This is a genomic window from Rossellomorea aquimaris, from assembly GCF_003315075.1.
Lineage (GTDB): Bacteria > Bacillota > Bacilli > Bacillales > Bacillaceae_B > Rossellomorea > Rossellomorea aquimaris_C.
In genome coordinates, this window is record NZ_QNRJ01000030.1 from 1 (window position 1) to 13,853 (window position 13,853).

The 13,853-nt window shown below is 40.8% G+C and carries 16 protein-coding genes and 1 riboswitch; of the genes, 15 read left to right on the forward strand and 1 reads right to left on the reverse strand.

The window, feature by feature from the left end; translation table 11 throughout:
- Positions 1 to 203: 203 nt before the first annotated feature.
- The 14 genes from DET59_RS20115 to DET59_RS20175 all read left to right on the forward strand — a co-directional run bounded on the left by DET59_RS20115 (position 204) and on the right by DET59_RS20175 (position 12,357).
- Entirely contained in the window at positions 204 to 419 is a 216-nt protein-coding gene (locus DET59_RS20115) for a PLD nuclease N-terminal domain-containing protein (protein WP_113971385.1), read from the forward strand.
- Positions 416 to 1,318, forward strand: coding sequence for an ABC transporter ATP-binding protein (locus tag DET59_RS20120; protein ID WP_113971386.1), 903 nt, complete (start codon positions 416 to 418; stop codon positions 1,316 to 1,318). The genes DET59_RS20115 and DET59_RS20120 overlap by 4 nt, the downstream gene beginning before the upstream one ends.
- On the forward strand, positions 1,315 to 2,091 hold the full coding sequence (locus DET59_RS20125; RefSeq protein WP_113971387.1) for an ABC transporter permease: 777 nt from the start codon (positions 1,315 to 1,317) through the stop codon (positions 2,089 to 2,091). Before DET59_RS20120 ends, DET59_RS20125 begins: the two co-directional genes overlap by 4 nt.
- Before the next feature lie 97 nt (positions 2,092 to 2,188).
- The gene (locus DET59_RS20130; protein WP_113971388.1) at positions 2,189 to 3,067 is read left to right on the forward strand and encodes a GNAT family N-acetyltransferase; all 879 of its coding nucleotides are present in this window, start codon (positions 2,189 to 2,191) and stop codon (positions 3,065 to 3,067) included.
- A 153-nt stretch (positions 3,068 to 3,220) separates the two neighbouring features.
- Positions 3,221 to 4,093, forward strand: coding sequence for a patatin-like phospholipase family protein (locus tag DET59_RS20135; protein ID WP_113971418.1), 873 nt, complete (start codon positions 3,221 to 3,223; stop codon positions 4,091 to 4,093).
- A 141-nt stretch (positions 4,094 to 4,234) separates the two neighbouring features.
- A complete protein-coding gene (locus DET59_RS20140; protein ID WP_113971389.1) occupies positions 4,235 to 4,930 on the forward strand; it encodes a hypothetical protein in 696 nt (231 codons plus the stop codon).
- Between the two features lie 56 nt (positions 4,931 to 4,986).
- Complete coding sequence (locus tag DET59_RS20145) at positions 4,987 to 5,307, forward strand: four-helix bundle copper-binding protein (RefSeq protein WP_181778256.1); 321 nt, start codon at positions 4,987 to 4,989, stop codon at positions 5,305 to 5,307.
- A gap of 199 nt (positions 5,308 to 5,506) precedes the next feature.
- Positions 5,507 to 5,650, forward strand: a riboswitch (FMN riboswitch).
- A 173-nt stretch (positions 5,651 to 5,823) separates the two neighbouring features.
- Positions 5,824 to 6,909: a bifunctional diaminohydroxyphosphoribosylaminopyrimidine deaminase/5-amino-6-(5-phosphoribosylamino)uracil reductase RibD gene (ribD, locus tag DET59_RS20150; protein WP_181778257.1), complete on the forward strand. Its 1,086-nt coding sequence runs from the start codon at positions 5,824 to 5,826 to the stop codon at positions 6,907 to 6,909.
- 25 nt (positions 6,910 to 6,934) lie between these two features.
- Positions 6,935 to 7,591 (forward strand): riboflavin synthase, encoded by a 657-nt coding sequence (gene ribE / locus DET59_RS20155; RefSeq protein WP_113971391.1) that lies wholly within the window; start codon positions 6,935 to 6,937, stop codon positions 7,589 to 7,591.
- Between the two features lie 17 nt (positions 7,592 to 7,608).
- On the forward strand, positions 7,609 to 8,802 hold the full coding sequence (locus DET59_RS20160; RefSeq protein WP_113971392.1) for a bifunctional 3,4-dihydroxy-2-butanone-4-phosphate synthase/GTP cyclohydrolase II: 1,194 nt from the start codon (positions 7,609 to 7,611) through the stop codon (positions 8,800 to 8,802).
- 12 nt (positions 8,803 to 8,814) lie between these two features.
- Positions 8,815 to 9,285 carry a 6,7-dimethyl-8-ribityllumazine synthase gene (gene ribH, locus DET59_RS20165; protein WP_113971393.1) on the forward strand — a complete coding sequence of 157 codons (471 nt, stop codon included), beginning with the start codon at positions 8,815 to 8,817 and terminating at the stop codon, positions 9,283 to 9,285.
- Between the two features lie 88 nt (positions 9,286 to 9,373).
- Positions 9,374 to 9,508, forward strand: a complete 135-nt coding sequence (locus DET59_RS22220; protein ID WP_258549753.1) for a hypothetical protein — start codon at positions 9,374 to 9,376, stop codon at positions 9,506 to 9,508.
- 108 nt (positions 9,509 to 9,616) lie between these two features.
- On the forward strand, positions 9,617 to 10,906 hold the full coding sequence (locus DET59_RS20170; protein WP_113971394.1) for an NCS2 family permease: 1,290 nt from the start codon (positions 9,617 to 9,619) through the stop codon (positions 10,904 to 10,906).
- A gap of 203 nt (positions 10,907 to 11,109) precedes the next feature.
- Entirely contained in the window at positions 11,110 to 12,357 is a 1,248-nt protein-coding gene (locus DET59_RS20175) for an EAL and HDOD domain-containing protein (RefSeq protein ID WP_113971395.1), read from the forward strand.
- Here DET59_RS20175 and DET59_RS20180 read toward each other — a convergent pair whose 3' ends face one another.
- On the reverse strand, positions 12,358 to 12,654 hold the full coding sequence (locus DET59_RS20180) for a hypothetical protein (RefSeq protein ID WP_142675616.1): 297 nt from the start codon (positions 12,652 to 12,654) through the stop codon (positions 12,358 to 12,360). It lies immediately after the preceding gene.
- Positions 12,655 to 12,838: 184 nt separating this feature from the next.
- Here DET59_RS20180 and dapF point away from each other — a divergent pair, with 184 nt between their 5' ends.
- Positions 12,839 to 13,834, forward strand: a complete 996-nt coding sequence (gene dapF / locus DET59_RS20185) for a diaminopimelate epimerase (protein WP_113971397.1) — start codon at positions 12,839 to 12,841, stop codon at positions 13,832 to 13,834.
- The last annotated feature ends 19 nt before the right edge of the window (positions 13,835 to 13,853 follow it).

Here is a 13,853-nt window from a genome sequence, read left to right on the forward strand (position 1 = left end):
TGGACAGGTGAGACCCCGGAGGCGCAGCCGAGGAGGCTCACCGCCAGCCCCGCGGAAAGCGAGCATCCTGTAGCGGAAATCAACTATTACTTTCTTCTCTACAATAGCCACAAACTTTAGGAAAGAGCTTATATTTAAAAGAATAATGAACGATTTTCATTTCCCTCCGTCTTATATTTGAAAAACAAAAAGGAGGAATCGAGATGAATGAATTACAAGAAGCATTTCAGGCAATAAATTGGGGGCTTGTTGCTCCTGTCATCCTTATTCAGTTCATACTTATGGTGGTTGCAGTGATTGATTTGATCCGGATTAAAGCAACGAATGGGCCTAAATGGCTATGGGTTCTCATTATACTGTTTATCAATATCATTGGGCCGGTTGTGTATTTCATTTTTGGAAGGAGACATGATGGATGAACGTATTAGAAGTATCTTCTTTAGAAAAGAAGTATAGGGAAAAGCTTGCCGTAAATAACCTTTCCTTTCAATTAAAACAAGGTCGTTGTACAGCTCTGCTGGGTCCTAATGGTGCAGGGAAAACCACTACCTTAAATATGCTGGCAGGGTTGATTACACCTACTAATGGATCCATTTCAACAAACGGTTTCTCTAAAGATATACGGCAATTGATAGGCTACCTGCCCCAATATCCTTCCTTTTTTGAATGGATGTCAGGAAAAGAATTTCTCACTTTTTCCGGTGAAATCTCAGGATTAACCAGGAAAACATCCCAATATCGATGTGAAGAGCTTTTAGAGTTAGTCGGTTTGCTGGAAGGAAAGAATCGAAGAATTGGTCAATATTCGGGTGGAATGAAGCAGCGTTTAGGGATAGCTCAAGCTCTTATTCATAAGCCGAAGCTTTTAATCCTTGATGAACCTGTATCTGCCTTAGATCCTTTCGGGAGGAGAGAAGTCCTGGAGCTGTTAAAAAAGTTAAAGAAGGAAACGACGATCCTTTTTTCTACACATATTTTAAATGATGCAGAACAGGTTTGTGAGGACGTGTTGTTCTTGCACGGTGGAGTCCTGATTGAAGAAGGGCCTCTTTTAGAAGTAAAGGAAAGGCACCAGACACCGAGATTGAACCTGTACTTTAACGAAGATAGCGAAAAGTATAAGCCGTATCTGCTGCAAAAAGATTGGGTTCATCATCTTGTAGCAGAAGGAAATCGTCTCTCTTTCGAAGTAAGTGAACTGGAGAGGGACAGAGCGAGAATCTTTTCAATGATCTCAGAAAATCATTGGGGAGTAACAAGATTGGAAACAAGTGAACAGAGCCTTGAAGAACTATTCATGGAGGTGATCAAAGTATGAAAACATGCTGGATTCTATTCAGAAAAGAAATGCTGGAACTAACACGGAATTATAAATTGATTTGGATGCCCATCGTATTCATTTTATTTGGGTTAACGGAACCATTGACGGCCTTTTATTTACCAGACATTCTACAATCAGTAGGAGATCTGCCGGAAGGAACGGTCATCAGCATTCCAACGCCCTCATCTGAAGAAGTATTATTGTCGACCATCAGTCAGTTTAATACCTTTGGCGTCCTCATCATCGTATTAGGATTCATGGGAATGATTGCGGGAGAGAGAAAGAGCGGAAATGCTGTAATGGTACTGGTGAAGCCCGTCTCATACGCATCTTATATTTATTCCAAATGGATGGCTGCATTTGTTCTGGTGTGGGTCTCCTATGGCCTTGGGATGCTCTCGGGTTGGTATTATATTCATGTATTATTTAGCGGAATTGATTTTACCTCATTCGTGCAGGGATTCTTCGTCTATGGCTTGTGGCTTACCTTTATCTTAACAATGGTCCTTTTCTTTAGTAGTTTAGTAAAAACGTCTGGCCTGGCAGCATTCTTTACGATCGGGATCGCCATATTATTAACCTTTGTGTCAGGGTTCATGACCAGAACCTTAAAGTGGTCCCCAAGTCAGCTAACCAACTATGTGAATGAAGTCATCCTTCACAACACGTGGCCGGATCACCTGACAGGGACCATCATCCTTACTACCATCCTTTGCCTGGCCATCCTGCTCATATCACCACCACTCTATAAGAAAAAAGATTTAATCTGACCAAGTCATCTCTATTTTTAGAGGGACGGACCTCAATTAAAGTAAAAGGATTACCTTATTTTATGTCGAATAATGGTAATAGAAGGGAGGAGGCTGCATGATAGAACTTCAATACACCCATAAGGTAAACAAATTGATTCAAAACGCCCATATGATTGCCGAAAGGAATCATCATACAAGCATTCAAAGTATGGATCTATATTTAGGAGCCGCTCACGTAAAAGAAGGTACTCTAAGGGAGATGTATCACCTTTTGGAACCCTATATGGAACAGATAGAAAACATATTGAAAATCATTCCTTCGGAGCCTTCAGATACAGAACGAATGGATCGCTTTTCCATTCCATTATCAACCCACGCAAGAAAGGTATGGAACACATCGATTGAAGTCATGAAAAGATACAATCAAACGTTTTTAAACGAAGGTCATATTATTAAAGCGTTTTACGCCCATCTACCAGAACATCCTCAGGTCCAAAAAGAGCTTGATGCTATACCTCATGAAAGGATTATCCGGTCTGTTACTACAGCGCGGGATTTGACGGTTTATTTATTGAACAAAGATTGGAGATATGAAGTGAACCCTGAATTCCAAATCAGACCTGTTCAGGCTGAAGATGAAAAGGAACTATTGGTATGGGTTGAGGAGCATTTTGGAGGATCATGGTCAAAAACGTTGTTACAGGCCTTTCAATCATCCGAGGAATTTATCCCGATTATCAAAGCGGAAGAAAAAGGTGAATTAATTGGATTTGCAGCCTTTGATGTGTATAAAAATAAAAAAGGGATTTACGGGCCGATGGGGGTGCTCCCAGTCACTCGTCATAAAGGAGTGGGAAAAGGACTCCTTTATCATGCATTACAGTGCATGCAAGAAAAAGGGTATATGTACGCTGTATTAAAAGAAGCCGGACCCATCGAATTCTATGAAAAGAAGTGTAACGCTAAGCTAATCCCTGTGGAGAATGATGAATGAGCGAGAGTCACAAACATCAAGAATGAATCAATCAGGGGCTTGATCAGTGAGCAAGTTAGTACACATTCTTACTATTTTGTGGGAAAATAAAGTCGTTTATTCGATACGGGTGACGAATATTCTTGCATCATTAGGGAGGTAGACAAGAAGATGATGATTGAAAATACAGGACTCGTTCTCGAAGGTGGAGGAATGAGAGGGATATACACGGCGGGAGCATTGGAATACTTCCTTGAAAGAGGCATTGAATTTCCTTATGTTGTCGGAGTATCTGCGGGTGCATGTAATGCAGCATCCTATTTATCCAAGCAAAATGGACGCAATAAAAAGGTGAATGTAGACTTTATCCGTGATCCGAAATATTTATCTTGGCGAAACTACTGGAAAACAGGAGAGTTATTTGGAATGGATTATGTGTTTGATGAAATTCCAAATAAGCTGGTCCCTTTCGATTATGAAGCTTTTTACTCTAATTCAACCGAATTTATTGTCGGAACCACAGATTGTCATACAGGAAAACCGGCGTATTTCTCAAGAAGAGAATATGGGGAGGATCTTCTTACGATTATCCGTGCGTCAAGTTCCCTGCCATTCGTCGCTCCGATCGTTGAATTTGAATCCCGTCATCTTCTCGATGGAGGAATAAGTGACCCTGTTCCCATCGGAAAAGCTGAGCAGGACGGGTTTAAGAAAAATGTAGTCATTCTAACTAGAAACAAGGGCTATTATAAAAAGCCTTCACGATTTTCTTTCCTTGTGAAAAGAAAGTATCCTGGGTATCCTGAATTACATAAGACGATGTTTAACCGGTACTTGCGTTACAATCAAACAATCAAGGAATTAGAAACGAGAGAAAAGAATGGAGACGTCCTGATCATTCAACCTCAACATCCATTAAAAGTAAGCCGTATTGAAAAAAATCCACAAAAGCTGGACGAATTGTACTGGCAAGGCTATCATGATGCAGAGGCTAAAGATAAAAAAATAATGGAATGGAATCGCTCAGCCACTCCAGTGCACTCATAACATATAAGCCAACCTATGACAGAAAGTCTTCTCTTCTCTTTTAAGAGGGTTCTGCAAGCGTTGGTTTTTTCTATTTGAATGGTCTATTTAAGGGATTTATACATACATATGATAGAGATTCCTTGAAAGGACGAGCATTTCATGAACCTCTACCAAATCTACAAAAATGAACAATATACGTTGCTTTATCGAAGTATCATGTATTTTCTCATAGGTGTAGGAATGCTGATTGTGACCAGACAGTTATATTATTTTCCCCTGTTAATCTTTATACCTGCGTGTTCAAATCTTTATCTCAGTTTTAGTATGAAGAAGGAGCTAAAGAAAGCGACCCGATTATTTTATGAAACAATACCTGTATCCCGCCATTCATTAGTCGGAGTTCATACGAAAGAAGGTTCCTATTACTTAAAGACGAATGGATGGTCAGAATACTTCATTCAAAGAACGTCCTTGATCAATAACCCAAAACACTATATGCTTCACCGAAAACATAAGCACCCGCTGCCATTCTTAAAATGGAGCAGATCCATGAAAATCGATAAGGGGGGAGCGGGTAAGGTTTTTCACTTGAAATACCAGAGCTCTACTGCTATTGAATGGCGAAGTGACGAGGGTGACACGATTATCATCTATAAAGGAAACAAACGATGGATCTTGAATTATAATAAAAAAAATTATTTATCCTTACAAAAGGGATATCTTCCTCAAAGTGTTCAAAAGCTCTTTGACTATCACCATAGTTATGTTTCTTTTTATGAAACATATAGCGAGGAACTGGATTGGCTTCTTATTTTCCTGTGGTATGTAGACAGTGATTATTTTCTTACCGCATAGTAATCCTTTTTATTCATTTGGGTACGCTAAAAAGGAACATTTGTGGAGGTGAGATGATGAATGCTGATTACAAACCATGTTTGACGGCTTTGCAACGATGTCTTGAAGCATGTAATGTATGCTATCATGCATCCCTTAAGGAAGAAAAAGCGATGATGACGTGCATTGAACTGGACCGGGAATGTGCGGATATTTGTTCCTATGCCATTCATGCCATGCAGCGAAGCAGTAAATTTGTTCAACAAATTCTGGTCCTTTGCGCAGAAATCTGTGATGCGTGTGGAACAGAATGTAATTCTCATGATCAACAGCATTGTAAAGACTGCGCTAAAGCCTGTTTTGAATGTGCGGAAGAATGCAGAAAGCAATTAGCATAGTATGTGAAGGATGCTTCTATTAAGTAGAGGCATTTTTTTTAACCTTGTCACTCATCCTGTACATCTGATTTATGGTTGCAGTCGGGATCAGAGAGGTGTTTGCGATATAGTATTCAAAAAATTAGTACAAAAATAAAATTTTAGAGCTCCTTACATGATTTCATTGATGAAACTATGATAGAATAATGATAATCGAATAGGTTTCCTTCGGGGCAGGGTGAAATTCCCTACCGGCGGTGATGAGCACATGCTCTTAGTCCGTGACCCGGCTAATGTAAATTAGACGGTGGATTTGGTGAAATTCCAAAGCCGACAGTGAAAGTCTGGATGGGAGAAGGAACGGCAGTATTTACTTGATCTAGACGCGAGTAGTCTATCTTTTTTAGGGGGATTTTTTTCCCAAAAAAGAAATCATGTGAATACTTTATTCAGTCATGCCAACTTCCCCCAAGTAAAAACTTACTTGGGGTTTATTTATTTTAGAATAATAGTAATGAGTGAAGGGAGGTAAAACGTTTGAACGATTCACCATATATGAAGCTTGCCCTCTCAATGGCAAAGACCACCCAAGGTCAAACATCGCCCAATCCTGCCGTAGGAGCGGTCGTGGTGAAAAATGGAGAAGTCGTTGGGATGGGTGCGCACCTCAAAGCAGGAGAAGGTCATGCAGAGGTTCATGCCATAAAGATGGCAGGAGACAAAGCAAAGGGGAGTGACGTCTATGTTACGTTGGAACCATGTTCTCATTACGGGAAAACACCTCCTTGTTCACAGCTGCTGATTTCAAGCGGAGTGAGGCGAGTTCATATTGCCGGCACAGATCCAAATCCCCTTGTCGCGGGAAGAGGAATCCAACAGTTGAGGGATGCAGGCATAGAAGTAATGGTCGGGGAGCTTGAAGAAGAAGCACTCGAACTAAATAAGCACTTTTTCCATTTCATTCAATACGGCACGCCTTATGTAACCCTTAAGACAGCTGTTACATTAGACGGGAAAACAGCTTCAGCTTCAGGAGATAGCAAATGGATTACGTCAGAAGCTTCACGCACAGATGTCCACTATGATCGTCACAGGCATGACGCGATATTAGTAGGAGTCAATACCGTTATTCAGGATAACCCACACCTTACCACCCGTTTGCCCCAAGGTGGAAAAAACCCCATTCGAATCATATTAGATACCTATTTACGAACACCTCTCCACTCCCATGTAGTGAGAGACTCGGACATGAGGACGCTCATCTTCACGGGCAGTTCTGTCAATGAAGAACAGAAGCGGCCCTATATGGAATCAGGCTGCCAAATCATCACCCTTTCAGAAGAAAGGATGGACATTCACACAGTATTAAAAGAACTGGGTGCCCGGAATATCGGATCCCTTTATGTAGAAGGTGGATCTACTATTCATTCTTCCTTTTTAAAGGAAAAAGCCTTTCAGGAATTGATTATGTACATGTCACCAAAGCTTGTAGGCGGAAGCTCTGCCTTCACCAGTTTTGGAGGGGAAGGTTTCCCGACCATTGCAGAAGGTCTTGAAATGGAGATTAAGAGCCTTGGACGAGTAGGAAACGACATTAAAATTGTTGCTATGCCTAAGATTTAACCTTTATTGAAAGGAGGAGAAAGGGATGTTTACTGGAATCATTGAAGAAATAGGATCAATTGAACGCATGAAAAAATCCTCCTCATCCATGGAACTGACGATAACGGCGGGACGCGTTCTGGAAGACGTTCATATTGGAGATAGCATCAGTGTGAATGGTGTCTGTTTAACCGTTACTTCATTCAGCTCCAGGCAATTTCAAGTGGACGTGATGCCTGAAACCTTCGAAGGCACAACGCTGCGCAATCTATCCCATGGTTCTAAAGTGAACCTGGAGAGGGCGATGGCTGCAAACGGTCGTTTCGGCGGGCATTTCGTTAATGGGCACGTCGATGGAATAGGGACGATCGTTAGAATAGAGAAAGTTGAAAATGCCTGGTATATGGACATTTCCATACCGGAAAATCAGAGTCATTTATTTATCATGAAGGGCTCTGTCGCAATAGACGGCACTTCTCTTACTGTGTTTGATGTGAAAAATAATACCATTACGATTTCCTTGATCCCGCAAACGAGAGGGGACACGGTTCTTGGCGAGAAGAAAGTAGGGGACCGTGTCAATATTGAATGTGATGTAATGGCGAAATACTTTCATCGCTTCTATGAAGCAAAGGAAGAGTCTAAGAGCACTTCAAGCCGCATGAGCTATGAATTTTTAAGTCAAAATGGTTTTGCTGACTAATAGGGAGGGGTTGCCCCATGTTTAATAAGATCGAAGAAGCTCTGGAAGATTTGCAGGCAGGTAAAGTCGTCATCGTAGTCGATGATGAAAATCGGGAGAATGAGGGAGACTTTATTGCCCTTGCCGATAAAGCGACTCCAGAAGTCATTAATTTTATGGCTAAAGAAGGAAGAGGCTTAATTTGTGCCCCGATAACAGAGGAAATTGCACAAAAACTAAAGCTTGCACCCATGACGATGTCAAATACCGATCCTCATGGAACGGCCTTTACGATTTCTGTCGATCATAAATCCGCAACAACCGGGATTAGTGCATTTGAGAGATCGACCACCATACAAGAATTATTGAACCCGCACTCATTGCCCGAGGACTTCAAAAGACCCGGACACGTTTTTCCCCTTGTCGCCAAAAAAGGGGGGGTACTAAAACGGGCAGGACATACAGAAGCGGCCATCGATTTGGCTGTTCTGTCAGGTGCCAAGCCATCAGGTGTCATTTGTGAAATCATGAATGAAGACGGGACGATGGCAAGGGTACCTGAGTTGATGAAATTGGCTGATAAATGGAATCTGAAAATCATCTCCATTGAGGACCTTATCAGGTACAGAAGGAAAAAAGAAAAGCTCGTAACGAGAGAAGTGGAAATTGAACTTCCTACCGAATTTGGAAACTTCAAGGCCGTTGCTTACACAGAAAACCTTACAGGTAAAGAGCATATCGCGCTTGTGAAAGGAGAGTGGTCCGAGGATGAAGATGTACTCGTTCGCGTTCACTCTGAATGTTTGACGGGAGATGTATTCGGTTCCAATCGCTGTGACTGTGGACCTCAGCTTGCCACAGCACTGACTCAAATTGAAGAGCATGGAAAAGGTGTACTGCTTTATATGAGACAGGAAGGCCGTGGGATTGGTTTAATCAATAAATTGAAGGCCTATAAGCTCCAGGAAGAAGGCTATGACACCGTTGAAGCTAATCAAAAACTGGGCTTTGGTGATGATTTAAGGGAATATGGAATCGGAGCACAGATTCTGAGAGATTTAGGCATAACAAAGATGCGTTTACTGACCAATAATCCTAGAAAAATTGCCGGAATCAACGGGTACGGATTAGAAATTGCAGGTCGAGTACCGATCCAAATGCCGGCGAAATTCGAAAATGAGAAATATTTGAAAACAAAGCACGCAAAACTTGGACATATACTTAAATTTTAGGAGGAATATACAATGAAAACAATTTATGAAGGTCATTTAGTAGGTTCAGGATTAAAGGTTGCAATAGTCGTATCACGTTTCAACGAGTTCATCACATCAAAGCTTCTGGGTGGGGCGGAAGATGCATTAAAGCGCCACGGCGTTGAAGAAGGAAATGTTTCTGTCACTTGGGTTCCAGGTGCATTTGAAATTCCTATGATCGCCAAAAAACTTGCCCGTTCAGGGAAATATGATGCGGTCATAACTCTGGGAACGGTCATCCGCGGAGCAACTGCTCATTTTGAATACGTAAGTGGAGAGGTGGCCAAAGGAGTGGCCAATCTAAGCCTGCAGGAAGATGTACCCGTCATCTTTGGTGTCTTAACGACGGATACAATCGAGCAGGCAATCGAAAGAGCCGGTACCAAAGCAGGAAACAAGGGATGGGAAGCAGCGGTATCAGCCATTGAAATGGCTAATCTGATTCGTGAGATTGATAAGTAAGATTTTTCTACCAAGCCAAGCCTCCATTTTGGGAAGCTTGGCTTTTTACGAGGGACGGATCCGAGGGATATGTGGATAAAATTGTGAAATGGCTGGATTATTCTCCAAAACGGCTGGATTTCTGGTGATTTCGGCTGGATTATTCGCAAAAGCCGCCGGATTATGTTCCATTTCGGTCGGATTCCTGATGGTGAACCAAAATCCCGCAGATCCCACCCTCTAAAATACATATTGGCAAACGTCAGGCCTTTTGCTAGAATAGTATTTTGTGGCTCCCCTTATTATGGGAGGAGCGGGTAGGGAGAGGGCAGTTTTATAGGAAGATTATATTATGAAAGCACGTGGAGGTATTTTTCAGTTAAAGAATCACGGTACCACGATGAAGCAGGAGATGATGGCTGGAGCAATCGGTTATTTCACGATTGTGTACATTATCGCTGTGAATGCTTTAATTCTTTCTGAAGCTGGAATTCCATTTGAAGGAGCGGTTATGGCAACCATTCTTGCCTCCTTCGTTGGGTGTTTGGTGATGGCCTTTTGGGCAAATGCACCAATCCTTCTGGTTCCAGGTATGGGAATTAATGCGATGTTTACGTTTACTCTCGTAAAATCATCCGGCTTAACGTGGCAGGAAGCTTTAGCTGTCGTAGTGATTTCAGGAATACTCTTTATGATCATTGCATTTACAAAGCTTTCAAAAGTATTATCGGAAGCCATTCCCAAAACATTAAAAGAAGCCATCACTGTAGGATTAGGGATGTTCTTAATGTTTATCGGTCTTGAAAAAGGTGGTCTCATCCAAAGAGGAGAGAGTGCCATCATCATGATTGGTGATTTTGGGGAATTAAAGGTGTTGGCCACGGTGCTGACATTCCTGGTGACGATCTTTTTGTTTGTTCGAAATGTGAAAGGTCAATTTTTATGGAGTATTGCTTTTGGAACCATACTGGGATTCATCTTTGGGATCGAACCATCGATTCAGTCCAGTTCATTCCAATTAAGTGAATACAGTCAGGTTTTCGGTCAAATATCCTTTAGTGCCATATTGGAGATTCCGTTTTGGATTGCGGTTTTTTCTGTTACGATGGTGCTGGTATTTGAAAACATCGGTCTCGTTCATGGACATACGGATATGATTGATCAACCTCATAAATACTCTAAAGCCTTCCAGGCGAATGCATTTTCTGCCTTTACATCAGGATTCTTCGGAACGAGTCCGACAGTTTCTACTGTAGAAAGTGCTGCAGCCATGACAGCAGGTGGTCGTACGGGACTAACGAGTTTGACTACTGGAGTATTATTCTTGGGATCTGTGTTGTTTATTCCGTATTTAAAGTGGATTCCAGATCATGCTATCGCCCCAATCCTCATTATCATTGGCGGCTTAATGATTCAAAATATACGACATATGGATCTTCGTGATTTAACAGAGGCATTTCCAGCCATTTTTATCATTGCGATGATTCCATTTACGTACAGTATTGCAGATGGAATTGCCATCGGCTTTATCCTTTATCCAATTTTAAAATTGGCTACAGGTAAAGCGAGAGAAGTATCCATTCCTCTATATATCATTGCTGCATTGTTCCTTATGAACTTCTTTGTTCATTCGATTCATTAAAGCGGTAAAGAACTCAAGTGGATTTGTTCAATATTACGATTGTAATCGTAGTTGATGACAGGTCTGCTTGAGTTTTTTTGGTCCTTACAACTACTTCCAAATTTCGTAGACTTTCCACATATTTATTGGTAATATTATAGTAATTAATGAAACTTTTGAACTATTTATATACATATATCAGGAAATCATCAGGGGTGAGTGTAGTGGAAGTGTTTGTAGCGAGACAGCCGATTTTTGATCGGAATGGAGAAACCGTAGCTTATGAGCTTCTGTACCGAAACAATGAAATGAATATGGTTCCGAATATAGATGGAGACCATGCCACGGCCGATGTCATTATTAATAGCTATTTGAATATTGGTCTTGAAAGCTTGTCCGCAGGCAAGCCATGCTTCATCAATTTCACAGAAAATCTTTTAATGCATAGAGTCCCTACCTACTTCAATCCGAAGGAAATTGTCGTGGAAATTTTGGAAAATGTAGTTCCTAGTCCTGAAATCCTGAATGTTTGCTTAGAGTTAAAGGAACTGGGTTATAAAATCGCTTTAGACGATTTTGTCTTTAATGATTCAGATCCTAACTACTTAAAATTAATGAAAATTGCGGATTATGTGAAGGTTGATTTTCTCCATACAACGGACACTGACCGGGGAACGATTGAAGTTTTCGCTAATTTACTGGGGTACAAGCTTCTGGCAGAAAAAGTGGAGACAGAGGAACAATATGAAGAAGCAAGGAGAAACGGATACGATTTCTTTCAAGGGTATTTCTTTAGTAAACCAAAAATCATTTCTACTCATGACGTACCTACATATTTTCATTCCTATTATTCGATTATTCAAAGCCTGGAAATGACGGAACCGAGCATTGATGTGATTAGTCGATTGATTGAACAGGATCTTTCTTTGTCCTATAAACTATTAAAATTAATCAATTCACCATCTTACCGCCCTAAACATAAAATTCATTCTATTCGACAGGCTATTGTTCTATTGGGTCTTCTGGAAATTAAACGATGGATCTATGTTTTAGCTGTCAGGGAACAGGTAGGTAAGAGGAAGCAATTAGAAAACGAAGTTATTACATTATCTTTAACCAGGGCAAAAATGTGTGAGTTGCTGGCAGAGAAGCACAATCGAGGTTCAGTGAAGTCGAGCTATTTCCTAACGGGTATGTTTTCATTGATGGAAACTATATTATCTATGCCATTTGAAGTCATTCTGAATGAATTACCATTGAATGATGAAATCTGCAATGCACTAACGGGCTCCTCAAACGAGTTCAAAGACATTCTGGAGCTGGTCGTTTTGCTTGAAAAAGCTGACTGGACAGCAATCGAAACCAAAATGGACGAACTGAAATTAAACAAAAAAGATGTGATAGAATGCTATCAAACATCATGTAAATGGACCCGAGACCTCTTACATCATGAAATAGCAGAGATCCGTTAGTTACCAAACAGGTTTATATTCCCCTGGTGTCAGATATTTTCGTTGGGGCTTTATATATCTCTTCAATTCAATGAGAAGTAAACGCTGTAGGTGCTTAGAAGATATTTGGCAGGCTACATCTTTAGGAAAAGGATAGATGCCGATTTGATTGAAACGCACACGAAAGAGACCTTCATGTAAAAGGTCTTTTTTGTCATTCAGAATATGGGTCAATACAGTCACATCCCGGGAAGCGAATTCGTCACACGCTTCTTCCACCTCTTGAACTTGAAACCGAAAAATATACTCATCTGTCATGATCATCACCCATCTCATTGTCTCTAAATGGACGAAGAAATTCAACTTTTAAGTTTTCTACAAGTCACACCTTGAGGATTATCTTTAATAATATAGGGTGAGATGATTGCGAAAAGAGCTTGTTTGTGGCAAGCTAAGACTATTAAGAATAGTTTACTAGTAAATTACCGTGGAGGGATTCACGATGAACTTGAATCTAATTAAATGTCATGGCTCTGGAAATGACTTTCTACTGATTGATGAAATGACGAATGGGTACGAATTCACTGAAGAAGCAAGGCAAAATCTTGCCCTTGCACTATGTGATCGAAAGTCGGGTATTGGAGCGGATGGAATTCTATTTGTGCTGTCAAGTGAACATTGCGATGCACAAATGAGGGTATTCAATGCAGATGGATCTGAAGCATCCATGTGCGGGAATGGTCTTCGTTGTGTAGGTCGCTATGTGTGTGAACTTCTTGACAAAACGACGATAGTGATACAGACGATGAAAGCGGATCTGCGTGTTTCAGCTCAAGAAGCTATATATGAAAATATACCGACATATAATGTTGAAATTTCCCCTGTATTATTTGAATTGGATAAATTGCCGATGAATATGGATCGTGAAAAGGTAGTGGACGAGAAAATCCCTGAAATTTCAGATCGATTATCGTTCACTGCACTGGCGGTCCCCAATCCTCATCTCATTAGTGTTGTAAGCACAGAACATATTCTTTCGAATGAACAGAAGACGATTGCTGAAACAGTAAATGGTCCCAATAATCTCTTTCCTGACGGAGTCAATGTCAGTTTTGTTCATCCATTAGAAAAAGGTGCGATTTATGTTCGTACCTTCGAAAGAGGAGTAGGCTTTACAAATGCTTGTGGAACGGCTATGTCTGCATCCAGCCTTGTGACATGCTTACTCAATCAGAATGAGTTTGGCAAGGAAATAGATGTATATAATAATGGTGGGAAAGTACGTGTTGTGGTGAACCAATTAGGTGAAGGGCAATACAATATGGAGTTGATCGGGAATGCAACATATCTCTACCAGGCCCAATTTGAATTGTCTATCACACATCCTGAAGATTATCGTGAGATTTCCAGACAGGATTTTACTGAAGAAGGAACGTACGAACTGCTTCAGAATCATGCCAAATCAATTGTTGATAGTAAAGTATTTATGAGTGCCTAAATGAATAAAAAGCCTGAGC